We start from the raw sequence: 22,367 nt of genomic DNA on the forward strand, positions 1-22,367 counted from the left end.
CCTCGACCATCCTCTCGTCGCGCGATGCCGACAGGTGGGCTGCTGCCCCGCGCGAGGCCGAGAGGAGGGCCGCTGCTCCTGTGCGGAGCTACGGCAGGGCGGCGAGCCAGGCGTCCGCCGCCCGGAAGGCCGCGGCGCGTACCTCCGGGCCGGACAGGAACACGTCGTGCATCGCGCCGGGGACGGTGCGGACGTCGCAGTGCGGGTCGACGAGGTGGGCGGCGGCCCGCATCTGGTCGGGTTTCAGGACCGTGTCGGTGAGGAAGGCGTCCGGATCGGGGGCGGCTGCACCGTCGGCACCGGGACGACCGCCGCCACTGTGCCGGTCGGAGCACAGCAGCAGGGTCGGCACCCCGGTGGCGAAGCCGCCGGTGTGCAGTTTGTCGATCTCGCGGGACACCCCGACCAGCCAGCTGACCTTCTTCGGCCGCGGGTACAGCGGCTTGTACGTCCGGTCGTAGTCCCATTCGCCGTACTCCTCGACGTGCAGCGTCCGGCCGTAGGAGGGGTCGATGCCGCCGGGGACGTGCCAGTCCGGGGCGAACCGGGCGACGGTGGGGAAGATGTGGCGGATGACGGCGTTGGTCACGGCGTCGAACTGCAGGTCGAGCCACGGACTGTTGAGGACGACCGCGCGGACGGCGGCGTACAACCGGGCGCGGGCGGCGTCCCCGTCGGTGGCGGCACGGTGCAGCCGGGCGACCCACATGGTGACGTCGAGCCCACCGGTGGAGTGGCCGACGGGGATGACCGAGGGATGGCCGGCGGCGAGCAGGGACAGGGCGACGGTGAGGTCCTCGTCGTAGATCGACTGGCTGGACACGTGGTGCCAGGTCTGGCCGGGCCGGTGGGACCGGCCGCACTTGCGCAGGTCGAGGCCGTAGACGGCGTAGCCGAGGGCGTGGAAGTGTTCGGCGACGTGGGTCTGGAAGAAGAAGTCGGTCATGCCGTGGACGAACAGCAGTGCCGGCCGGGTCCGCCAGGCGTCGTCGGCCACCCCCGTCGGAAGGTGGCGGACGAGGGTGGTCACGACGGGGCGTCCGGGCGTCTCCCCGTCGGGGTCGTCGCCGAGGACGAGGGTGTGCGCCCCGTAGCCCGGACCGAGCAGGTCGGGGCCGAAGCTCAGGTCATGGACGGACTTTCCCATGGGGTGGGACAGGACGTCGGCGAGGGACAGGCGGGAGGTGGCGTCCTGCGGCGGCAGGGCGGTCCCGGTGGTCTCAGCAGTCTCAGTGGTCTCAGCGGTCACAGCCGTCGATGCTACCGCCGCCACGCACGGGGGTTGGATGTGGTGGCGCGCACCCCGCGGCGTACCATTGCCTGATTGTGGACGCCAGCGGGTCCCGTCCGCGGACCAGGGACCCCCGGGCGCAACAGCCGCCAAAAGAAGGATTGTCTATATCGTGTCTCCTCAGAACGATCATGTCGACGTCGCGCTGATCGGCGCCGGTGTCATCTCGACCACCCTGTCTGTGATGCTGCGCGAGCTGCAGCCGGACTGGAGCCAGCTGATCATCGAGCGCCAGGATATCCCGGCCTCCGAGTCCTCCGACCCGTGGAACAACGCCGGTACCGGCCACTCCGCGCTCTGTGAGCTCAACTACACCCCCGAGGTCAACGGCAAGGTCGACACGACCAAGGCCGTGAACATCAACGAGAAGTTCCAGATCTCCCGCCAGTTCTGGTCCTACCTCGTCGAGAACGGCACCCTGGGTGAGCCGAGCGAGTGGATCAACCCCACCCCGCACATGTCCTTCGGCCACGGCGCCAAGGATGTCGCCTACATCAAGGCCCGCTACGAGGCTCTGAAGGACAACCCGCTCTTCCCGGACATGAAGTTCACGGATGATCCGGACACCTTCTCCGAGATGCTGCCGCTGATGGGCGAGGGCCGCGACTTCTCCGAGGGCGCCGCCGTGTCCTGGACCAACGTGGGAACCGACATCAACTACGGTGCCCTGACCCGCCAGTACCTGGACGCCGTCACCGCCGAGGGCGTCGAGGTCCGCTACGGCTCCCAGGTCACCGACATCACCCGCGACGGTGCAGGCTGGAAGGTCACCGTCAAGAACCTGCACAACGGCGACACCTCCACCGTGCACGCGAAGTTCGTCTTCGTCGGCGCCGGTGGCATGGCCCTGCCGCTGCTGCAGAAGGCCGGCATCCCGGAGATCAGGGGCTACGCCGGCTTCCCGGTCTCCGGCGAGTGGCTGCGCTGCACCAACGAGGAGCTCATCGAGCAGCACGCCGCGAAGGTCTACGGCAAGGCTGCCGTGGGCGCCCCGCCGATGTCCGTGCCGCACCTGGACACCCGCATCATCGACGGCAAGAAGGGCCTGCTGTTCGGCCCGTACGCCGGCTGGACCCCGAAGTTCCTGAAGAAGGGCTCCTGGCTCGACCTGTTCAAGTCGCTGCGTCCGGGCAACATCCCCTCCTACCTGGGCGTCGCCGTCCAGGAGATGGGCCTGACCAAGTACCTGGTCACCGAGGTCCTGAAGAACCAGGAGGCACGCATCGAGTCCCTCAAGGAGTACATGCCGACGGCGAAGTCCGAGGACTGGGAGCTGGTCACCGCCGGCCAGCGTGTCCAGGTCATCAAGCCGGCGAAGGCGCCGAAGTTCGGCACCCTCGAGTTCGGTACCGCGCTGATCAACTCCAACGACGGTTCGATCGCCGGCCTGATGGGTGCGTCCCCGGGAGCCTCCATCGCCCCGTCCGCGATGATCGAGGTGCTCGAGCGGTGCTTCGGTGAGCGCATGGGCGACTGGGCCCCGAAGCTCAAGGAGATGGTCCCGTCCTACGGCGGGAGGATCTCCGACGATCTCGCGCTGTACAACCAGCAGTGGGAGCGCAGCCAGAAGGCGCTGAAGCTGGCCCGCTAGGTCAGCTAGGCCCGCCCGGGACAACTCCCGGCACCGGAGACCCGCACCGTGCGCGGTGGTCTGATCCGTTCAGACCACCCCGCGGGGGCGGGTCTCCGGTCGTACCGGGTGGGGTGACCGGGGGCGCACTATGATCTTCCCCATGAGTCTTCTCCTCACCGGGGTCCGGGTCCTCGTCGCCGACGGACCGGACGCCGCCCTCACCGCCGACCGCCTCCGCGAACGCGGCGCACTCCCGGTCGCCGCAGACACGGCAGACAGCACCGACCACCCCGCCGCACTCGTCCACATCGCCGCCACCACCCCGCCGGACGCCGCGGCGACGACCCTGGCCTGGGCCACCGCCCACGGCGTCCCCGTCGATGACCGGCGCGCGCAGGACGCCACCCCGACCGCGGCAGCCGGGGAGTCCACCGTCGGCGAGGTCGTGCTCGTCGGCGGGGGACCCGGCGACCCGGACCTCATCACCGTCGCCGGTGCCCGGGAGATCGCCGCCGCCGACGTCATCCTCGCCGACCATCTCGGCCCGGTGGTGCTGGCGGAGCAGGCCGCCGGGCGGGGCGTGGAACTCATCGACGTCGCGAAGATCCCCTACGCCCGCCAGGTCGCCCAGGAACGCATCAACGACCTGCTCGTCGAGCGGGCGCGGGCGGGGAAGCGGGTCGTCCGGCTCAAGGGCGGCGACCCGTTCATCTTCGGCCGCGGGTTCGAGGAGATCGAGGTCTGTGCGGCCGCGGGCATCCCGGTCCGGGTGGTGCCGGGCGTGACCTCGGCGACCGCCGCACCGGCCCTCGCCGGGTTCTCGGTCACCCACCGGGGGCTGAACCACGACCTCACGCTGGTCTCCGGGCATGTGCCGCCGGACTCGCCGAAGTCCCTCGTGGACTGGGACGCCACCGCCCGGATGACCGGCACTCTCGTGCTCATCATGGCGGTGCGCAACGCGGGGGCGATCGCCGCCCGCCTCATCGACGGCGGGAAGCCGGCCACGACGCCCGCCGCGGTCATCGAGAACGCGTCCACCGCCGGGGAACGGGTGACGCAGACGACCCTCGGGGACCTCGGCGGGACGATCACGCGGGAGGGCCTGGGGTCCCCGGCGATCATCGTCGTCGGGGAGGCGGCGGGGCGCCGCGCCCGGCTGGGGTGAGCCTTACACCACCAGGGTCAGGGAATCCTTCGGCGGCGTGACCTTCCCGGATGCCGTCGTGGTCGGCGCGTTGACCTCGACGGTGAACCCGGCACCGCGGGCCAGGTCGGCGACGTCCGCGGCGGTCCGCGCATCATCGGCGTCCGATCCCGCGGTGGCCAGCACCCGCGCCAGGACGCCCTTGTAGTGCTTGTTGAAATGACTGACGACCTTGCGGGTCCCGTCCGGGCGGACCGACTCGACCCGGACCGTCACCGCCCCGGTGCCGGACGCCGCATCCTGGACGGGCAGTTTCCCGAGTCCCTGGTAGCTGCCGGACCGCAGGTCGACGATCACGCCGTCCCCGGCGCCGTCGGGGGTGGTGGTCAGTGCGTCGGTGATGGTCCGGCCCCAGCGCTTCTTCATCGTCGGTGCCGCACCGGACGCCGCCGCCCGCCGCGGCAGTTTCGTCGACCCCGACAGCCGGTAGTGGGGGATGGGGTCGTCGGCGCGCACCACACCGAACAGAGCCGAGCCGACGGCGAGCCGGGACCGGGCGGCCGGGTCAGCGTCGGTGAGGGTGGCGGCGTCCAGTGCGTCGTAGAGCACCCCGGTGTAGCGGCCCAGTGCGGGCATGGTCGGCGCCTCCCGCAGCGCCCGGTTGGCCTCCGCCTCGCCGCGCAGCGTCTCCGAGATGCCCAGCACGGTCAGTGCCTCATCGACGTCGAGTGCCACGAGATCGGCGAGAATATCCGCCCTGACCTCGGTGAGTCCGGGGAAGGACAGGGTGGTCAGATCGAGGGCTCCGCCGGTGCCGCCGGTGGCCTTCGTCTCGGACGGGGGCAGGAGGATGAGCATGGGGCACACCCTAGCGCCACGGCGTGAGCGGATGAACTAAAGTACCCCCCATGATCACCCGGATGTCCTCCCTCTTCCTGCGTACCCTGCGAGAAGACCCCGCTGATGCGGAAGTTCCCAGCCACAAGCTTCTCGTGCGAGCCGGTTATATCCGGCGCGTCGCCCCGGGTGTCTATTCGTGGCTGCCGCTGGGACTGCGCGTCCTGCACAAGGTCGAGGAGATCGTGCGCCGGGAGATGGACGCCATCGGCGCCCAGGAGATCCGGCTGCCCGCCCTGCTGCCGCGGGAGCCCTACGAGCGCTCCAACCGGTGGACCGAGTACGGCGATTCCCTGCTGCGCCTCAAGGACCGCAAGGGGGCCGACTACCTTCTCGGGCCGACGCACGAGGAGATGTTCACCGACCTGGTGAAGGGGGAGTACTCCTCCTACAAGGACTTCCCGGTCACCCTGTACCAGATCCAGACGAAGTACCGCGACGAGGAGCGGCCGCGCGCCGGCATCCTCCGTGGCCGCGAGTTCATCATGAAGGACTCGTACTCCTTCACCATGGACGATGCCGGACTGGATGAGGCCTACCGGCTGCACCGTGCCGCCTACCAGCGCATCTTCGATTCGCTGGGTGTGGAGTACGCGATCTGTGCGGCGACCTCCGGCGCGATGGGCGGCTCGGCCTCCGAGGAGTTCCTCGCGGTGTCCGCCAACGGTGAGGACACGTTCGTCCGGGCCACCGACGGTGACTACGCCGCCAACGTCGAGGCCGTCGTCACCCCGGCTCCGGCCCCCCGTGACATCGAGGGACTGCCCGCCGCCCAGGTGTACGAAACGCCTGACGCGACGACGATGGACACGTTGCTCGAGTGGGCCCGGTCCATCGATCTGCAGGTCGACGGGCGTCCCGCCGAGCTGTCGGACACCCTCAAGTGCCTGGTCGTGAAGATCACCGAGCCCGGTGGGGAGCCCACGCTCACCGGTGTGCTGCTGCCCGGGGACCGGGAGGCCGACATGAAGCGTCTCGAGGCCTCGCTGGAGCCGGCGGTCGTCGAGCTCGCCTCCGACGAGGACTTCGCGAAGAACCCGTTCCTCGTCAAGGGGTATGTCGGGCCGAAGGGCCTGGCGGACAACGGGGTGCGGGTGCTCGCCGATCCGCGCGTGGTCACCGGTACCTCCTGGATCACCGGTGCGGACGCGAAGAACCACCATGTCGCGAACATGGTGGCCGGCCGTGACTTCATCCCGGACGGCTACATCGAGGCCGCGGAGATCCGTGAAGGCGATCCGGCGCCGGAGGGGATGGGGACGCTCACCCTCGAGCGCGGTATCGAGATCGGCCACATCTTCCAGCTCGGCCGGAAGTACACCGAGGCTTTCGAGGTGAAGATCCTCGACGAGAACGGCAAGCGGTCGGTGCCGACGATGGGCTCCTACGGGCTCGGCGTCTCGCGCCTCATCGCCGTGATCGCCGAGCAGATGCACGACGAGAAGGGTCTGCGGTGGCCGTCGACCGTCGCGCCGTTCGACGTGCATGTCGTCATCGCGAACAAGGACGTCGCCGCCGGTGAGGCGGCGCAGAACCTGGTGACTGCGCTGGACGACGCGGGACTGACGGTGCTGTTCGACGAGCGGCCCAAGGTCGGCCCGGGTGTGAAGTTCAAGGACGCCGAGCTGCTCGGTATGCCGCTGGTCGTCATCGTCGGACGCGGTTTCGCCGAGGGCACTGTCGAACTGCGCAACCGGCTGACCGGCGAGACGACGAATGTCCCGTACGGCGAGGCGGTCGCCACGATCCGCGGTCTCGCCGGAAAGTAGTCGCCTGGCTGCGTTATGCTGTCCTGCGGTCGTCCTGCACGGAGGCGGGACCACGGACGCGGGAGGTGAATACTTGGCGCAGAAGAAGCGGGGACGTGCGCGGACCCGGTCGACATCGACGGTCGGGGAGACCCGGCCGGGGACCTGGAAGATGGACCCGGAGCAGCTGCAGCAGCATCTGCTGCTGAAGAACCGGGCGCGGATGATCCCGGACAAGAAGAAACAGCATGACCGCAGGGCCTGCCGGAACACCCGGCAGGCCTTTCGGCCGTCTACGGCCATTCTGCTGCGGCAGCCCGAGTCCTCCGCACACGACAGTGCACGACAGTGCCGGTCGACGTCTCCGGCGGAACCTGCGGACCCGACCCGGACGATACGGCAGCCACATCAGTTGCAGCCGTCACAACAGTCCCGGCCGTCAGAACATCCAGGGCATCCACAACAGTCACAACACCCAGAACTTTCACAACAGTCACAGCAGTCACTGTGGCTGCGGCGGGGCGGGTATGTCCCGGAGAAAAACAGCTATGCTATGCCGCATGGCATAACGGAAAATGGCGGGGACATATAACCTGCCGTGGAACCAGGGGGGGCAAGTGGGACCGGCGGGGTCCGCGTGACCGGTGGGGACTGTTTGACTGCCGGGAACTGTTCGACCGACGGGAACCGTGGCGACTGACCGCTCCGGCAGCTACTGGCCGCGGACGGTGACCGTCAGCGGATCCGTCCCGAGCTGGTCCTCGAGCGCGGCCTCACACCGGGCGGAGACCGCAGCCCACATGGCTGCCGTCTCACGGTCGGCACCGTCGAGGGAACCGACCGCCCGACGCAGCTCCACCGTCACGTCGTGCACGGCCTGCAGCAGCGCGGTGACCGCGCCGTTCCGGTCGGTGGGCGTGGCGGCGCCGTCAGCGAAGGTGTAACCCGGTGCGGCGGGCACACCGGAGGCCTCCGCCACGGCGTCCCGGATCCCGCGCAGCCGGCTTCCGACGGCGGAGACCGTGCCCGAGGAATCGCCGGCGACGGGGAGGACGACGCCGGTGAGGTACACCGCCTGGTCGACGAGCTCGGTCGCCCTGCCGAGCGCGTCGGAACTGCCGTCGGTGAATCCGGCGTCGGTGATGTCGGAGTCGATGGCGGGACCGCCGGCATCGGCGTCCTCGACGGTCGCAAGTGCGGCATGGAGCCCGGTGAGCAGGACCGCGCGGTCACCACCGCCGGTACCGATGAGATCCATCATCTCCGTCCGGACCTTGTCGATGTCCGGTACGTCTGCGGGGGCCTGGGCCGGGGTGGCGCAACCGGCCGGGGATTCCCCGTCCCGGGTCCCGCACTCCCGCAGCACCTCCGCATCGACCAGGTCCGCCTGGGCGGCGAAGATCCCGTTGCCGTCGAGGGCACCGTCGGACGACAGTGCGCGCAGATCGGCGGAGATCCCCTGCAGACCCGCATCGGGCGTGGGGTCGTCGGGGGAGCAGGCCACCATGCCGGCGGCACCCGGGACGACCGCGAGGGTCAGCAGGAGGGCGGCGGAGCGACGGGACGCGAGGGTGAGATGCACGGTCCTCATAGTGCCATCCGGGTGGGATACCCCGAGGCACCGCACCGGCCCTCTGCTATCGTCAGGCCATGGCGTTCCCCACTGAGCAGGAGATTCGTGATGTCGTGGCCCCGCTGGCGGCCGCCACGGGACTGGATGTCGAGGGGGTGAAGATCACCCGGGCGGGAAAGAAGTCCGCGGTGCGTATCGCACTCGACGGTGACCGACGGCCCGACCTCGACCTGCTGGAGACGGTGAGCCAGGCGGTGTCGGGGGAGTTCGACGCCCGGGAGGCGTCCGGTGCGATGAACTTCGGTGCCGGGTACACCCTCGAACTCACCACACCGGGCCTGGACACCCCGCTGACCGAGCCGCGGCATTTCCGCCGCAACATCGGCCGCCTCGTCAGTATCGCTCCGGCCGCTCGGGACGCGTCCGCTGATGCCGCCGCGACCGGGAAAAAGAAGAAGTCTGCCCCCGAGAAGCTCCGCGTCGCGGGGACGGACGGGGAGACGGTCTGGCTGGTGCGTCCGGCCGCCAACCGCCGGGCGGAACCCACCGTCGAGGCCCGCGGATTGGCGGATGCGGCGGGGGCACTGGTAGAAGTTGAATTCTCTGAACCACCGGCCGCCGAGGCGGACCTGGTGGGACTCGACCCCGAGAAGTACCGTGCGCTGACCGCGCAGGAGGAAAACAAGTGAAAATTGACCTGAGTGCCCTGAAAGCCCTGGAGAACATCGAACATGTCCCGGAGCAGAACCTCATCAGGGCGATCTCGTACGCCCTGAAGGACTCCTACCGGGAGCTGACCGGGGACACCGGCAATGTCTGGGTCGCCATCGACCCGGTGGACGGCGCGGTCACCGTGACCCGCCGCGAGCTCGATGACGAGGGCGAGGTCACCGGCGAGTTCGACGTCACCCCCGACGACTTCGGCCGGGACGCCGCCCGCACCGTCCGGGACGCCATCCGTGGCCAGGTCAAGGCCGCCCGTGCGGAGACGACCTACGGCAAGTACGCCTCCCTCGAAGGCACCGTCGTCTCCGGCGTGGTGAACCGGGACGCCCGCGCCAACGAGCGCGGCATCACCGTCGTCCACCTCGGGACCGAGGCCGACGGCCAGGACGGACTGATCCTCTCGGCCGAGCACCTGCCCGGTGAGCGCCTGGAGCACGGCACCCGCGTGAAGTGCTACGTCACCGCGGTGCACAAGGGCCCGCGCGGCGTGCAGATCCTGCTGTCCCGTACCCACCCGGAGCTCGTCCGCGGACTGTTCGCCCTGGAGGTCCCGGAGGTCGCGGACGAGTCGGTGGAGATCACCGGTATCGCCCGGGAAGCCGGCCACCGGTCGAAGGTGTCGGTGAAGTCGACCGTCAACGGCCTCAACGCGAAGGGCGCCTGCATCGGCCCGCGCGGTCAGCGCGTGAGCGCCATCATGACCGAACTTGGTGGGGAGAAGATCGACATCGTCGACTTCTCGGAGGACCCGGCACGCTACGTCGGGAATGCCCTGGCACCCGCCAAGGTTGTACGGGTCGAGGTCACCGACCACGACATGCGCGTCGCGCGGGCCGTGGTCCCGGATGACCAGCTGTCGCTCGCGATCGGTCGTGAGGGGCAGAATGCCCGGCTCGCGGCGCGGCTCACCGGCTGGAAGATCGACATCCGCCCGGTCTCTGACGCGGACGCCGCTGACGGGGCCGACACCGGAATCACACCCGTGTAACCCGGTGCCGCCCCTGCGGTCGGCACACGGTTGGCTCCGGGGGTCGGTGAGGAGTTACACTGAACGTCGGTCTGATTCCGCCCGGGACGAGGAGTGTGAGTGGTGGCGAAGAACCACGACGAACGCAACGTCGCCCCGGCGGAGGCAGGTCCCCAGCGGACCTGCATCGCCACCCGCCGCGTGCAGCCGGCCGACCGGCTGCTGCGGTGTGTCGTTGAGACGGCTCCGGACGGTACCCGACGTATCGTCCCGGATCCGGCCCGGCGGCTTCCCGGACGGGGTGCCTGGATCACCCCGACGGTGGCGGCGTACGAGACAGCGGTCCAGCGCCGGGCGTTCAGCCGGGCGCTGAAGGTTCCTGCGGGTACCGACTCGCAGGCGGTCCGCGATGTCATCGAGACGGACCATCCGCTGCACGGGACGTGCAGCGGCTGAGAAGGAAAAGGAAACCGATTACTGATGAGCGCACGATGAAGCAGCATCAGCGATGAGTGTCCATCTGCACTGGAGTCGCACGTAGCTGGGATACGCCGGGAACACCGGTGGTCGACCGGCCTGCGGCTCCGACGGAATGAAGGAGAGTAGTGCCCGGAAAGCTACGTGTCCACGAGCTCGCGAAGGAGCTCGGGGTGACCAGCAAAGAACTTCTCGCCTCGCTCAAGGAGCAGGGTGAGTTCGTCAAGTCGGCGTCTTCCACGGTGGAGCCGCCGGTCGTGAAGAAGATGCGGAAGCACTTCGGCGTGGATTCCGCGTCGAAGGGTTCCGCCGTGCCGCAGCCCGACCTGAGCGGACAGCCGTCCGGTCAGGCGGCGGTGAAGCCGGGGCCGACCCCCGGTGCCGCGGCGAAGAAGCACCCGACCCCGGGCCCGGCGAAGAAGCCGACCCCGGGTGCGGGCCACAAGCCCGGCGAGAAGCCGGCCGCCGGCCAGTCGGCGCCGAAGCCGCACAAGGCTCAGCCGGGTCAGCCGACCCGGCACCCGAAGCCGGCTGCCGGTTCCACCGCGCACCCGACCCCGGGTGCGAAGCCGCGTCCGAACCCCGCTGCGGCGGCGAAGCAGGCCGATGAGGCCCGGCACGCCCCGAAGCCGGGGTCGGCTGCCGCGCACGGCGGTCAGCAGGCGAAGCCGGCGCACAAGCCGGGTCCGCGTCCGGCCCACAAGCCGGGCCCGAAGCCCGGTGGCCGCGCACCGCGGGTCGCCAACAACCCGTTCTCGTCGGGGACCGAGCGTCCGGCACCGCGTCCGCGCGGCGGTCAGGGCGGTCGCAACGACATGCCGCGTCCGGGCCAGGCCCGGGGCGGTGCCCCGCGTCCGGGTCAGGGCGGTGCCCCGCGTCCGGGTCAGGGCGGTGCCCCGCGTCCGGGTCAGGGCGGCGCGAAGCAGGGCGGCGGCAACCGGCCGTCGCCGGCGATGATGCCGCACCACCCGAGCCCGGGTCAGATGCCGGCGAAGTCCGGCAACAACGCCGGTGGCGGCGGTCGTGGCCGGGGCGGTCACGGTCCCGGTGGCGGCGGTCCCGGTGGCGGACCCCGCGGTGGTCGCGGTGGACGCCGCGGCGGTACCGCAGGAGCGTTCGGACGTCCGGGCGGCGCACCGCGCCGTGGGCGGAAGTCGAAGCGGCAGAAGCGGCACGAGTACGAGGCCATGCAGGCCCCGTCCGTGGTCGGTGGCGTCAAGCTGCCGAACGGCAAGGGCGCGACCATCCGGCTGCGCCGTGGTGCCTCGCTGTCCGACTTCGCCGAGAAGATCAACGCCGATCCGGCCGCACTGGTCCAGGCGCTGTTCAACCTCGGTGAGATGGTCACGGCGACGGCGTCCGTCCCGGACGACACGCTGAAGCTGCTCGGCAACGAGATGGACTACCAGGTCGAGGTCGTCTCCCCGGAGGACGAGGACCGCGAGCTGCTCGAGTCCTTCGACCTCAGCTTCGGTGAGGACGCCGGCGACGACGAGGACCTGCAGAAGCGTCCTCCGGTGGTCACCGTCATGGGCCACGTCGACCACGGTAAGACCCGGCTGCTGGACACGATCCGCAAGACCAACGTCGGTTCCGACGAGGCCGGCGGCATCACCCAGCACATCGGTGCCTACCAGGTCGATGTCGACCTCGACGGTCACGAGCGCACGGTCACGCTGCTGGATACCCCGGGTCACGAGGCGTTCACCGCCATGCGTGCCCGTGGTGCGAAGGCGACGGACATCGCGATCCTCGTGGTCGCCGCGGATGACGGTGTGATGCCGCAGACCGTGGAGGCCATCAACCACGCGAAGGCGGCCGATGTGCCGATCGTCGTGGCGGTGAACAAGATCGACAAGGAGGGCGCCGACCCGGAGAAGATTCGTGGCCAGCTTACCGAGTACGGTCTGACTCCCGAGGAGTGGGGCGGTGACACGATGTTCGTCGACATCTCCGCGAAGAAGGGCACGAACATCGACGAGCTGCTCGAGGCCGTGCTGCTGACGGCGGACGCCTCGCTGGATCTGCGTGCGAACCCGGACATGCCCGCCCAGGGTGTCGCCATCGAGGCGCACCTGGACCGCGGCCGTGGTCCGGTGGCGAACGTCATCATCCAGCGCGGTACCCTGCACGTCGGTGACTCGATCGTGGTCGGTGACGCCCACGGCCGTGTCCGTCGCATGGTCGACGAGCACGGTGAGGACGTCAAGGAGGCGGGTCCGTCCCGTCCGGTCCAGGTGCTGGGTCTCACCAGTGTCTCGGGTGCCGGCGACAACCTGCTGGCCGTCGACGACGACCGCACCGCCCGTCAGATCGCCGACCAGCGCAACGCCCGTCGCCGTAACGCTCTTCTCACGAAGAACCGGAAGCGGGTCAGCCTGGCCGACCTCGACAAGGTGCTCCAGGAGACCAGTACCCTGAACCTCATCCTCAAGGGTGACAACGCCGGTACGGTCGAGGCCCTGGAGGACGCGCTGCTCAAGATCGACATCGACGACGAGGTGGAGCTCAACGTCATCGACCGCGGTGTGGGTGCTGTCACCCAGACCAACGTCGACCTGGCCGCTGCGTCCGACGCCGTCATCATCGGCTTCAACGTCCGCGCCGAGGGCAAGGCGACCGAGGTCGCCCACTCGGAGGGTGTGGAGATCCGGTACTACTCGGTGATCTACGATGCGATCGACGACGTCGAGAATGCCCTCAAGGGCATGCTCAAGCCGGTCTACGAGGAGCGGGAGATCGGTACCGCCGAGATCCGCCAGCTGTTCCGGGCCTCCGCGGTCGGCCTCATCGCCGGTTGCATGGTCCAGACCGGTCACATGCGCCGCAACGCGCAGGTCCGCCTCATCCGCGACGGCAAGGTCGTGGCGGAGAAGGCGACGATCGAGTCGCTGCGCCGCGGCAAGGACGATGCCACCGAGGTCAACCACGGCTACGAGTGCGGTATGGTTCTGTCGTACCCGAACATCGAGGTCGGGGACGTCATCGAGGCCTACGAGCTGGTCGAGGTTCCGCGCGACCAGGTGAAGAAGGACTCGAAGGAGTCCGGGAACAAGGGCAACGACAAGTAGTCGTCCCACCCCCGCCGTACCGGCCCCGTCCGCATCCGCGGGCGGGGCCGGTGCGGTCATGTTGTCACGAGAACGAACTGAGGAGAGGCCACCATGGCAGACCACGCCCGCGCAGCCCGTATGGCCAAGCGCATCATGACCATTGTCGCCAGCGCGATCGAGCATGAGGTGAAGGACAACCGGCTCGAGTACGTCACTGTGACCGACTGCCGGGTGACCGGCGACCTGCATGACGCGACCGTGTACTACACGGTCCGGGGCCGCACCCTCGACGAGGAGCCGGACACGGCCGCCGCCGCCGAGGCGCTGCACCGCGCCCGCGGTCAGCTCCGCAAGATCGTCGGGGACCAGCTGTCGGTGCGTTTCACCCCGACCCTGGCCTTCGAACTCGACACGGTGCCGGAGGCGTCCGCCCACATGACGGAGCTGCTGGCGAAGGCCCGCGAGATCGACGACCGGGTCCGCGCCCAGGCCGCCGGCGCGGCCCCCGCCGGCGACGCCGACCCCTACCGCACCGGCGGAGACGGTGACGACGACGCCGCGCGCTGACACGACCGGGGACGCGGGCACCACCGGTGCCGGCACAGCGCCCGGGACCGCCGTCACGGCGGGCCCCGGGCGCATTCTCGTGTTGGCGTGGCCCGCCCTGGCGGTCCTCGCCGCGACCCCGCTGTACCTGCTGTGGGACACCGCGGTGGTCGGCCGGCTCGGCGCCGCCGAGCTGGCCGCCCTCGGTGCGGGCGCGACCGTCCTCGCCCAGGTGACCACGCAGCTGACCTTCCTGTCCTACGGGACGACGGCCCGGGCCGCCCGGCGCTACGGGGCGGGCGACAGTACCGGTGCGGTCGCCGAGGGCGTCCAGGCGACGTGGGTCGCTCTGGGCGTCGGTGTGGTGCTCGCCGTGGCGCTGCGCCTGCTCGCCGCACCCGTCGCCGGCTGGCTCACCGGCGGTGACGGAGAGGTGGCCCACGAGGCCGCCCGCTGGCTGGAGGTCACCTCGCTGTCGGTCGTGCCCGCCCTGGTGACGATGGCCGGCAACGGCTGGCTCCGGGGGATGTCGAACACCCGGTGGCCGTTGTACTTCACGCTGGCCGGGGTGGTGCCGATGGCGGTGACCGTCCCGTTGGCCGTCGGCCGCTGGGGTCTGGTCGGCTCGGCGTACGCCAATGTGCTGGGGGAGACCCTGACGGCCCTGGGCTTTCTCTGGGCGCTTGTCCACACCTGGCGGGAGGTGGGGGACGACCGGGGGACCCGGCCGTCGTGGCGGGTGATCCGCCCTCAGCTGGCGATGGGTCGGGACCTGGTGCTGCGCTCACTGAGTTTCCAGGTCGCGTTCCTCTCCGCCGCGGCGGTGGCCGGCCGGATGGGCGCGTCGTCGTTGGCGGCCCACCAGATCCTCCTGCAGGTGTGGAACTTCCTCACCCTCGTGCTCGACTCGGTGGCGGTGGCGGCGCAGGCCCTCGTCGGTGCGGCCCTGGGATCAGGGTCCGCGTCGGCGGCGCGACGGGTGGGGCGGACGGTGCTCCGGTTCTCGGTCGGTGCCGGTGCCGTCCTGGCGGTGGCGGTCGCCGTCGGCGGCGCGGTGCTGCCCGGGGCATTCACCTCGGACGCCGCGGTGCTCGCGGCGATGGGGGCGCCGGGCGGGCTGCCGCCGTGGGGTCCGTGGTGGATCCTGGCGGTGATGGTGCTGGCCGGCGGTGTGGTCTTCGCCCTGGACGGGGTGCTGCTCGGGGCGGGCGATGTAGCGTACCTGCGGACCGCGACGATCGTCTCTGTGGTGCTCGGCTTCATCCCCGGAGTCTGGCTGGCGTGGTTCGCCGATCTCGGGCTGACCGGGGTGTGGTACGGGCTGCTGGCCTTCATCGGCGTCCGGCTGGTGGCGGTGGTGTGGCGGTTCCGGTCGGGCCGGTGGGCGCGGACCGGAGCCGTGGCGACGGCCGCCGACGAGTGACACAGGTTGTTCCTGTGGCAAATGTGACTAAAGTGACGTGAGTGACTTTTCAGGACGGAGACGGTATGACGGCACGGCGGACCCTGTGGGCGGTCTCGGACCTCCACGTCGCGGCCCGGGGCAACCGGGAACTCGTCGACGCCCTGGTCCGCCCGAGGGACCCCGGGGACTGGCTCATCGTCGCCGGAGATGTCGCCGAACGGACCGCGACGGTCCTCGGCGTCCTGTCCGACCTGCGTGACCGTTTCGCCCAGGTGATCTGGGTCCCCGGCAACCACGAACTGTTCTCCCGCAGCACCGACACCCGGCACGGTCGGGAGCGCTACGCCGATCTCGTCCGCGGATGCCGCGATCTGGGGGTGCTCACCCCGGAGGATCCGTGGCCGGTGTTCGCCGGGCGGACCATCGTGCCGATGTTCACGCTGTACGACTACTCGTGGCGGTCGCCGGGGACGACCACCGAGGAGGCGCTCAGCGCCGCCGAGGGCAACGGGGTGATGTTCACCGACCAGGTCGCCATCGCCCCCTATGTCGATGTCCCGGTGTGGTGCCGCGAGCGGCTCTCGGCGACCGTGCGCCGGCTGTCCCGGGTTACCGGGCCGACCGTGCTGGTCAACCACTGGCCGCTCGTCCGGGAGGTCACCGACCGTCTCGCGCTGCCGGAGATCGCGCTGTGGTCGGGCACCCGGCACACCGAGGACTGGCCGACCCGGTTCCACGCCGAGACGGTGGTCTACGGGCACCTGCACATCCCGCTCGTCCGCGAGATCGACGGGGTGGTCCATGCCGAGGTCTCACTGGGCTATCCCCGCGAACACGACCGCTCCCTCGCCACGCGGCGGGCGGACGGTCTGTGGCCCTATCCGGTGCTCACGGAACCGGCAGAGTTTTCCGCAGAGGTTATGGAATGATTACCACTATGTCCCGAATCACCGCCGTCGACCGGCACGGTACGCGCCTGCGGTCCGTCCTGGACGCCGCGAGCGTCCCGGTGGGGACCACGCTGGTCGAACTGCACACCGACGGTACCCCGGACCTCAGCCGGTTCCGGATGCTCTCCGCCCTCGAACAGCGCATCGTCCGGCACGCGGTACCGTTGCGCAAGTCGGATTTCGGGGACGCCCGGTGGTGCGCCCATGAGGCGCTGCGGCAGTGGCGGGAAAGCGGCGGCACCTACGGCACCGGGGACACGGGGGACGTGGCAGGCTCGGCGGACGCCGTGTCGGCCGCCCCGGTGCTGCGCGGGCTCAAGGGGATGCCGCTGTTCCCGACCGGGGTGGTGGGCAGTCTGTCGCACACCGAGGGACTGCGGGCGGCGCTGGTCGGCCCGGCGGACCGGTGGCGGAGCCTGGGGATCGACGTGGAGCGGGCGGTGCCGCTGCCGGCCGGTGTGCTCCATTCGGTGACCTCACCGGTGGAACGCTGGCAGCTCGAACTCGCCGCCGGGGACGATATCGACCCGGACGTCCTGGGGACCGTGCTGTTCAGTGCGAAGGAGTGCGTCTACAAGTCCTGGTTCCCCCTGGCGGAACGCTTCCTCGACTTCGACGGTGCGGAAGTGACCCTGACGGTCGACCATGTCCTCCCGCACCACCGGTCACCGGAGGTGCGGGGGAGCTGGGTCGCCCGGCTGCTGGCCGACCCGACGCCGGTGGATGAGATCCACGGGTCCTGGGTGGTCAGGGACGGTTATGTCGCGACCGTCGGCGCGGTCGATCAGTAGTAGCCGCCCTGGCGGAAGTCCCAGGAGTTGAACTGGTCGGAGAGGATCAGGACGATCTCGTCGTTGTACACGCCCTTGCGGATCAGGGTCGGGCACGGGGTGATGCCGCGCTCGCCGTGCTGCTCGGGGACGAGATTGCCCTCGTCATCGACCATGGAGACCATGACACCCTGCTCGTAGCGGGTCTCGACGGTCTTGTCGGGCTGGATGGAGGCGACGTAGGCGTCGCCCTCGATGATGAGGTCGGCCTCGTTGGCGATCTCCTCGCCGATGCCCTCGACCATGCCGCGGTTGCCCTTGCCGGACGGGTTGGCGGACGAGGCGAAGACCAGCTTGCGCTCCTTGTCCCACAGTTCACGGGCGATGTTCTCGCCGGGGGTGCCGAACTTCAGCACGAAGCAGCTGGTGTTGCGGACGTCGGTGGCCAGTTCCCCGGCACCCTCGGGCAGGTACTTCTCCTGGGCCTCGGGCTTCCAGGGCAGGATGCAGCCCATGAGGATGTCGCGGTCCCAGCAGGTCTGGTAAAACTTCTCGATCTCCGGGGTGAGCTGGGCGAGCTCCTTGAGCTGCTCCATCGAGCCGCACAGGACGACGCCCGGCTTGTTGCGCTTGCGGTGCTTGACGGCGAACTTGCGCTCGAGTCCCTCGCGGTCGCTGGTGGCGATGATGTAGCCGACCTTCGTGGGGGTCACCACGATGTGCCCGGGGGTGTTGAGCAGCTCGACGGCCTCCTCCTGGAGTCCGCCGTTCCAGGTGATCTGGTTAGTGGCCATGGGGTTCCTCTCGGTTGACGCGACGGTCGCCGTCTCACAGGTCGGGAGACGGCGTCTCATACTCTGGCATTGTAGGGTACAGCACGCTGGACGGGGCAATCAGGGGCGGGGAGGGCGGAGGCGACGGGGGTGCAGGACCGGACAGGCACGCGTACATTAGAAGGTAAGGGTAACCAAACACGTAGTTTCCCGGTTGATTGGCGGCTGCCCGACAGCTGCCGGAAGGAGAACGTAGATGACGGAAGTTCAGGACCTCGCCGCCTTCGTCGAGAAGGCCTCGCTGGACGACCTCAGTCCGGAGGCGCTCGAACAACTCAAGATCCGGGTACTCGACACGCTCGGCGTCGCCGTCGGTGCGCTGGACGCCGAACCGATCGTCGCGATCCGCGGCCTGCTGGCCGACCTCGGCGGCACCGAGCAGTCGACCCTCATCGGAGGGGGGAAGACCACCCCGGAGCGGGCCGCGTTCTTCAACAGCGCACTGAGCCGCTACCTCGACTTCATGGACGCCTACCTCGCCAAGGGGGAGACCAACCACCCCTCCGACAATTTCGGGGCGGTCCTCGCCGCCGCCGAGGCCGTCGACGCCTCCGGCGCCGATCTGCTCACCGCCTTCGCGGTGGCCTACCAGATCCATGCCCGGCTCTCCGACGTCGCACCCGTGCGTGATCTCGGGTTCGACCACACCACCCAGGGCGCCTTCGCTGCCGCCGCGGCGGCCGCGAAGGCCTTCGGGCTGCCCGCCGACCAGATCGCCAACGCCGCGGCGATGGCGGGGACCGCGAACGTGGCGCTGCGTGTCACGCGTACCGGGAACCTGTCGAACTGGAAGGGACTGGCCTACCCGCACGTCGCCAAGGAGGGCACCTGGTCGGCGATGCTGGCCTCCCGCGGCATCACCGGCCCCGAGGAGGTCTTCGAGGGCAACAAGGGGTTCAAGGACCTCGCCGGCCACTACGAGCTGGACTGGTCGAAGGAGAACCTCGAGCGGGTCACCCGCAGCATCATCAAGAAGTACAACGCGGAGATCCACTCGCAGTCCGCCCTCGACGCAGCGCTCAAGCTCCGTGAGGAGAACAGTATCGACCCGGCCCGGATCGCGAAGATCGAGCTGACCACCTTCGACGTCGCCTACTCCATCATCGGTGGTGGCGAGGAGGGCTCCAAGCAGCTCGTGCGCACCAAGGAGGAGGCGGACCACTCCCTGCCGTGGATGCTGGCCGTCGCACTGCTCGACGGGGAACTCAACCCCGGCCAGTACGCCCCGGAGCGCATCGTCGCCGACGACGTGCAGGACCTGATGAAGAAGGTCACCATCACCCCGGACCAGGCGCTGTCCGACCGGTTCCCCGACGAGATGCCCGCCGTCGTCACCATCACCCTCGACGACGGCACCGCGTACACCCGGGAGGACGCCGCCTACGACGGCTTCTTCACCCAGCCGCTGGACTGGGACGGTGCACGCCGCAAGTTCGACGCGCTCACCACACCGTTCACCGACCAGGGTCTGCGCGACGAGATCAGCGACCTCGTCCATGACCTGGAGCACCACCGCGTCAGCGAACTGACCGCGGCGCTCGCCAGGGTCAGCACCACCCGCAGCCAGGTGTAGTTTCCCGTGAGGTTGTGAACACGACCACCGGGAGGACGCGGAAGAACCCCTCCGGCGCCCCGACCCCGGCGCTGGCCCTGATGTTTGCCTCGACCCCGGCGCTGGCCCCGGTGTCCGCGGAACGAACCGGCAGGTCGACGGCTCGGCCCTCATGTCGACATTGCGAACCGGCAGGTCGAAAAACCCGCCCCGGAGCAGCACCTGGATTCGTTCCACCGACTTCGCAGGGACACGGGGGACCTCTCGGTTGTTGAAAACCGACATCCGCAGGAGCCGACCGGACAACCACGTCACACCGTTCACGAGTCTCGCCCGTTCCACACGGCGACGTTCACGGCCTTCCCGGGAAGTACGGCTAGGCCATCCCGGCGGGCCGGGCGACGAACACGCTCGCCGCCCGGTTCCCCTTCTCCTCGAGCAGTGCGACCGCCCGACCCGCAGGTGTGACCGCTGCGACGACCCGCTTCTCACCGATCGGGTCGAGCCATTTGCCCGTCGCCAGGTCCTCGCCCTCCGCCTCGGTGATGTTCCGGACCGGGAAGCAGGACGCCATGGCCTCGTCCAGGGTCGACGACAGTGCCGGGGGGCGTCCGGTGGCGGTGACCTCCTCACCGAGCTCGTCGAGGGTTCGGGCCTGTCCGGCCGTGAAGGGGCCGGCACTGGTGCGCCGCAGGGCCACCAGGTGGCCGCCGACCCCGAGATCCTCGCCGACGTCACGGGCGATCGACCGGATGTAGGTGCCCGAGGAGCAGTGCACCCGGATGTCCGCCTCGGCCCAGGGCCGGTCCGGACCGGGCAGCCGGATATCGTCGACGTCCAGGGTGAACACGGTCACCGGCCGCTCGGGCAGCACCACATCCACGCCCTCGCGGACGAGTTCGTGGGCGCGGCGGCCGTTGACCTTCACCGAACTGACGCTGCTGGGGCGCTGCATGATCTCACCGGTCTGCCGGGCGAACGCCGCCCGGACCCGGTCCGCGTCCAGCGCCGCCAGCGCCTCCGGGGTCGCGGTGGTGAGGACGTCGCCCTCGGTGTCGTCGGTGACGGTGGAGGTCCCGAACCGGACGGTCGCGGCGTACCGCTTGTCGTGGGTGACGACGTGGGCGAGGAATTTCGTGCCCCGTTCGATCCCGATGACCAGGACGCCGGTCGCCATCGGGTCGAGGGTGCCGGAGTGTCCCACGCGGCGGGTGCCGAACAGGCGCCGGCAGCGTCCCACGACATCGTGGCTGGTCAGGCCGGACGGCTTGTCGACGATGACGAGGCCGGAGCGGTCGAGGATGCCGAGGTCGCTGAGGTCGGCGGTCGGGCGGGGTGTGTCAGACATGCGGCTCAGTCTAGGTGTGCGGGTACGCGGCGGGGGAGGTGTGTCGTAGTCTGGACGCCGTGGATATCTGGAACGGACTGGATCAGGTCCCGGCGGATCTCGCGGGCTCCTCGGTGACCATCGGGGTCTTCGACGGGGTGCACCGGGGACATCAGCGGCTCATCGCCACTGCGGTGGAGAAGGCGCACGAAGCGGGCGTCCCGGCGGTCATGGTGACCTTCGACCCGCATCCGACCGTGATCTTCCGGCCGGACCATGTCCCGCCGATGCTCGCCACGCTCGAACAGCGGGCGGTCACCGCGGCACGCTACGGCATCGACGCGATGCTCGTGGTCAGCTTCGACCGGGAGATCGCCGCGTGGAGCCCCGAGGAGTACGTGCAGCGCGTCCTCGTCGACCTGCTGCACGCCCGGGCGGTGACGGTCGGGGACAACTTCACCTTCGGTCACCGGGCGGCCGGCACCAGCGACACCCTCGTGGAACTGGGGGAGAAGTACGGCTTCGACGTCACCGTCCACGGCCTGCTCACCGACGGGACGGGGGAGGACGCCCACGCCGTGTGCTCCACCTGGATCCGGGACCGGATCGTCGTCGGGGACGTGGCCGCGGCCGCCGGGGCGCTCGGCCGGAATTTCACGGTGCGCGGGGTGGTGACCCGCGGGGCGGGACGCGGTGGCGCAGCCCTCGGGTTCCCGACCGCCAACCTGTACTTCCCGGACGAGCAGGCGCTGCCGGCCGACGGGGTGTACGCCGGTGACCTCCGGATCCTGCCGACGCAGAAGGATCCGAAGGGTGCACTGGTGGGCGACATGCCGGTGGGGACGCACCTTCCGGCGGCGATCTCGGTGGGCACCAACCCGACATTCGGCGACGAGACCCGCAGCGTGGAGGCCTACGTCCTGGATCACGAGGCGGACCTCTACGGCCGCAAGGTCACGGTGAGCTTCATCGACCGGATCCGGGGGATGGAGAGCTACCCGGACCTGGATTCCCTCGCCGCCGCCATCGGGCGGGACGTGTCCGAGACCCGTCGTTTGGTCCCCGGGGAACGCGACTGATAGTGTCGGACGGTCTGTGACTGTGGTCTGCGGTAGTCACGGCGGTCACGACCCTTTCATTGCGCGGACTGAAAAAACGACAGGAGATTCACCATGGCTCTCACCAAGGAGCAGAAGGCCGGGACCCTCAAGGAGTTCGGTCTCCACGAGACCGACACCGGCTCGCCCGAGGCGCAGGTCGCGCTGCTGACCGTCCGGATCACCCAGCTGACCGAGCACCTCAAGTTCCACAAGCACGACCACCACTCCCGCCGCGGCCTGCTGCTGCTGGTCGGTCGTCGTAAGGGCCTGCTGAAGTACCTGCAGGAGAACAACGTCGAGCGTTACCGCTCGCTCATCGAGCGCCTGGGCCTGCGCCGCTAGCCGGTCAGACCCGGAGCCGACCCCCGGTCGTCCCACCTCACGGTGCGGGTGACCGGGGGTTCTCTGTGTTCGCGGCGCTGGTGTACGCTG

General features: G+C 69.8%; 19 protein-coding genes and 1 pseudogene. 15 read left to right on the top strand and 5 right to left on the bottom strand.

Translation table 11 applies throughout. From position 1 onward, the window contains the following. Positions 1-88: 88 nt before the first annotated feature. Entirely contained in the window at positions 89-1,249 is a 1,161-nt protein-coding gene (locus FSW06_RS01775; protein ID WP_010118902.1) for an alpha/beta fold hydrolase, read from the bottom strand. A 154-nt stretch (positions 1,250-1,403) separates the two neighbouring features. Here FSW06_RS01775 and mqo point away from each other — a divergent pair, with 154 nt between their 5' ends. Together mqo and cobA are read left to right on the top strand one after the other, a co-directional pair. Next, on the top strand, positions 1,404-2,882 hold the full coding sequence (mqo, locus tag FSW06_RS01780; RefSeq protein ID WP_010118900.1) for a malate dehydrogenase (quinone): 1,479 nt from the start codon (positions 1,404-1,406) through the stop codon (positions 2,880-2,882). Positions 2,883-3,024: 142 nt separating this feature from the next. Next, on the top strand, positions 3,025-4,032 hold the full coding sequence (gene cobA, locus FSW06_RS01785) for a uroporphyrinogen-III C-methyltransferase (RefSeq protein ID WP_238525911.1): 1,008 nt from the start codon (positions 3,025-3,027) through the stop codon (positions 4,030-4,032). A 3-nt stretch (positions 4,033-4,035) separates the two neighbouring features. Here cobA and yaaA read toward each other — a convergent pair whose 3' ends face one another. After that, positions 4,036-4,869, bottom strand: coding sequence for a peroxide stress protein YaaA (gene yaaA, locus FSW06_RS01790; RefSeq protein ID WP_010118896.1), 834 nt, complete (start codon positions 4,867-4,869; stop codon positions 4,036-4,038). Positions 4,870-4,919: 50 nt separating this feature from the next. Here yaaA and FSW06_RS01795 point away from each other — a divergent pair, with 50 nt between their 5' ends. Both FSW06_RS01795 and FSW06_RS14680 read left to right on the top strand, forming a co-directional pair. Next, positions 4,920-6,677: a proline--tRNA ligase gene (locus FSW06_RS01795; protein WP_010118894.1), complete on the top strand. Its 1,758-nt coding sequence runs from the start codon at positions 4,920-4,922 to the stop codon at positions 6,675-6,677. Positions 6,678-6,828: 151 nt separating this feature from the next. Continuing rightward, a pseudogene (locus FSW06_RS14680) lies at positions 6,829-6,924 on the top strand (PTS nitrogen regulatory IIA subunit); the annotation flags it as partial. A 444-nt stretch (positions 6,925-7,368) separates the two neighbouring features. Here FSW06_RS14680 and FSW06_RS01805 read toward each other — a convergent pair. Next, positions 7,369-8,247 (bottom strand): hypothetical protein, encoded by an 879-nt coding sequence (locus tag FSW06_RS01805; RefSeq protein WP_010118892.1) that lies wholly within the window; start codon positions 8,245-8,247, stop codon positions 7,369-7,371. A gap of 59 nt (positions 8,248-8,306) precedes the next feature. On the opposite strand from FSW06_RS01805, the gene rimP reads away from it, so the two are divergent. The 8 genes from rimP (at position 8,307) to FSW06_RS01845 (ending at position 17,144) form a co-directional block, all read left to right on the top strand. Continuing rightward, positions 8,307-8,918, top strand: a complete 612-nt coding sequence (rimP, locus tag FSW06_RS01810; RefSeq protein WP_029448848.1) for a ribosome maturation factor RimP — start codon at positions 8,307-8,309, stop codon at positions 8,916-8,918. Then, positions 8,915-9,943, top strand: a complete 1,029-nt coding sequence (gene nusA, locus FSW06_RS01815; RefSeq protein ID WP_010118888.1) for a transcription termination factor NusA — start codon at positions 8,915-8,917, stop codon at positions 9,941-9,943. The genes rimP and nusA overlap by 4 nt, the downstream gene beginning before the upstream one ends. Before the next feature lie 102 nt (positions 9,944-10,045). Beyond that, entirely contained in the window at positions 10,046-10,378 is a 333-nt protein-coding gene (locus tag FSW06_RS01820) for a YlxR family protein (RefSeq protein ID WP_010118887.1), read from the top strand. A gap of 149 nt (positions 10,379-10,527) precedes the next feature. Next, complete coding sequence (gene infB / locus FSW06_RS01825; protein ID WP_010118884.1) at positions 10,528-13,470, top strand: translation initiation factor IF-2; 2,943 nt, start codon at positions 10,528-10,530, stop codon at positions 13,468-13,470. A 93-nt stretch (positions 13,471-13,563) separates the two neighbouring features. Then, positions 13,564-14,019: a 30S ribosome-binding factor RbfA gene (gene rbfA / locus FSW06_RS01830; RefSeq protein WP_010118882.1), complete on the top strand. Its 456-nt coding sequence runs from the start codon at positions 13,564-13,566 to the stop codon at positions 14,017-14,019. Further along, a complete protein-coding gene (locus FSW06_RS01835) occupies positions 13,997-15,421 on the top strand; it encodes an MATE family efflux transporter (protein WP_010118880.1) in 1,425 nt (474 codons plus the stop codon). Before rbfA ends, FSW06_RS01835 begins: the two co-directional genes overlap by 23 nt. Positions 15,422-15,486: 65 nt before the next feature. After that, positions 15,487-16,332, top strand: a complete 846-nt coding sequence (locus tag FSW06_RS01840) for a metallophosphoesterase family protein (protein WP_010118878.1) — start codon at positions 15,487-15,489, stop codon at positions 16,330-16,332. Between the two features lie 8 nt (positions 16,333-16,340). After that, positions 16,341-17,144, top strand: a complete 804-nt coding sequence (locus tag FSW06_RS01845; protein WP_010118876.1) for a 4'-phosphopantetheinyl transferase family protein — start codon at positions 16,341-16,343, stop codon at positions 17,142-17,144. On the opposite strand, the gene FSW06_RS01850 is transcribed toward FSW06_RS01845, so the two are convergent. Beyond that, positions 17,138-17,917, bottom strand: a complete 780-nt coding sequence (locus FSW06_RS01850; RefSeq protein ID WP_010118873.1) for an L-threonylcarbamoyladenylate synthase — start codon at positions 17,915-17,917, stop codon at positions 17,138-17,140. The genes FSW06_RS01845 and FSW06_RS01850 overlap by 7 nt on opposite strands. Positions 17,918-18,152: 235 nt before the next feature. On the opposite strand from FSW06_RS01850, the gene FSW06_RS01855 reads away from it, so the two are divergent. Continuing rightward, entirely contained in the window at positions 18,153-19,529 is a 1,377-nt protein-coding gene (locus FSW06_RS01855; RefSeq protein ID WP_010118871.1) for an MmgE/PrpD family protein, read from the top strand. A gap of 355 nt (positions 19,530-19,884) precedes the next feature. Here the strand turns inward: FSW06_RS01855 and truB are convergent, their stop codons facing one another. After that, a complete protein-coding gene (truB, locus tag FSW06_RS01860) occupies positions 19,885-20,856 on the bottom strand; it encodes a tRNA pseudouridine(55) synthase TruB (RefSeq protein WP_010118870.1) in 972 nt (323 codons plus the stop codon). A 59-nt stretch (positions 20,857-20,915) separates the two neighbouring features. Between truB and FSW06_RS01865 the strand changes: the two genes are divergently transcribed. Further along, positions 20,916-21,914, top strand: coding sequence for a bifunctional riboflavin kinase/FAD synthetase (locus FSW06_RS01865; protein ID WP_010118869.1), 999 nt, complete (start codon positions 20,916-20,918; stop codon positions 21,912-21,914). A gap of 93 nt (positions 21,915-22,007) precedes the next feature. Beyond that, positions 22,008-22,277, top strand: a complete 270-nt coding sequence (gene rpsO, locus FSW06_RS01870; RefSeq protein ID WP_010118868.1) for a 30S ribosomal protein S15 — start codon at positions 22,008-22,010, stop codon at positions 22,275-22,277. The last annotated feature ends 90 nt before the right edge of the window (positions 22,278-22,367 follow it).

The sequence above is a fragment of the Corynebacterium nuruki S6-4 genome (genome assembly GCF_007970465.1).
In the GTDB taxonomy this organism is placed as follows: Bacteria; Actinomycetota; Actinomycetes; order Mycobacteriales; family Mycobacteriaceae; genus Corynebacterium; species Corynebacterium nuruki.

Bases quoted from the DNA above. Each gene is read 5' to 3' on its own strand.
- cobA (WP_238525911.1), top strand. From the start codon at position 3,025: ATGAGTCTTCTCCTCACCGGGGTCCGGGTCCTCGTCGCCGACGGACCG.
- yaaA (WP_010118896.1), bottom strand. From the start codon at position 4,869: ATGCTCATCCTCCTGCCCCCGTCCGAGACGAAGGCCACCGGCGGCACC.
- FSW06_RS01795 (WP_010118894.1), top strand. From the start codon at position 4,920: ATGATCACCCGGATGTCCTCCCTCTTCCTGCGTACCCTGCGAGAAGAC.
- FSW06_RS01805 (WP_010118892.1), bottom strand. From the start codon at position 8,247: ATGAGGACCGTGCATCTCACCCTCGCGTCCCGTCGCTCCGCCGCCCTC.
- rimP (WP_029448848.1), top strand. From the start codon at position 8,307: ATGGCGTTCCCCACTGAGCAGGAGATTCGTGATGTCGTGGCCCCGCTG.
- rbfA (WP_010118882.1), top strand. From the start codon at position 13,564: ATGGCAGACCACGCCCGCGCAGCCCGTATGGCCAAGCGCATCATGACC.
- FSW06_RS01840 (WP_010118878.1), top strand. From the start codon at position 15,487: ATGACGGCACGGCGGACCCTGTGGGCGGTCTCGGACCTCCACGTCGCG.
- FSW06_RS01845 (WP_010118876.1), top strand. From the start codon at position 16,341: ATGTCCCGAATCACCGCCGTCGACCGGCACGGTACGCGCCTGCGGTCC.
- FSW06_RS01850 (WP_010118873.1), bottom strand. From the start codon at position 17,917: ATGGCCACTAACCAGATCACCTGGAACGGCGGACTCCAGGAGGAGGCC.
- FSW06_RS01855 (WP_010118871.1), top strand. From the start codon at position 18,153: ATGACGGAAGTTCAGGACCTCGCCGCCTTCGTCGAGAAGGCCTCGCTG.
- truB (WP_010118870.1), bottom strand. From the start codon at position 20,856: ATGTCTGACACACCCCGCCCGACCGCCGACCTCAGCGACCTCGGCATC.
- rpsO (WP_010118868.1), top strand. From the start codon at position 22,008: ATGGCTCTCACCAAGGAGCAGAAGGCCGGGACCCTCAAGGAGTTCGGT.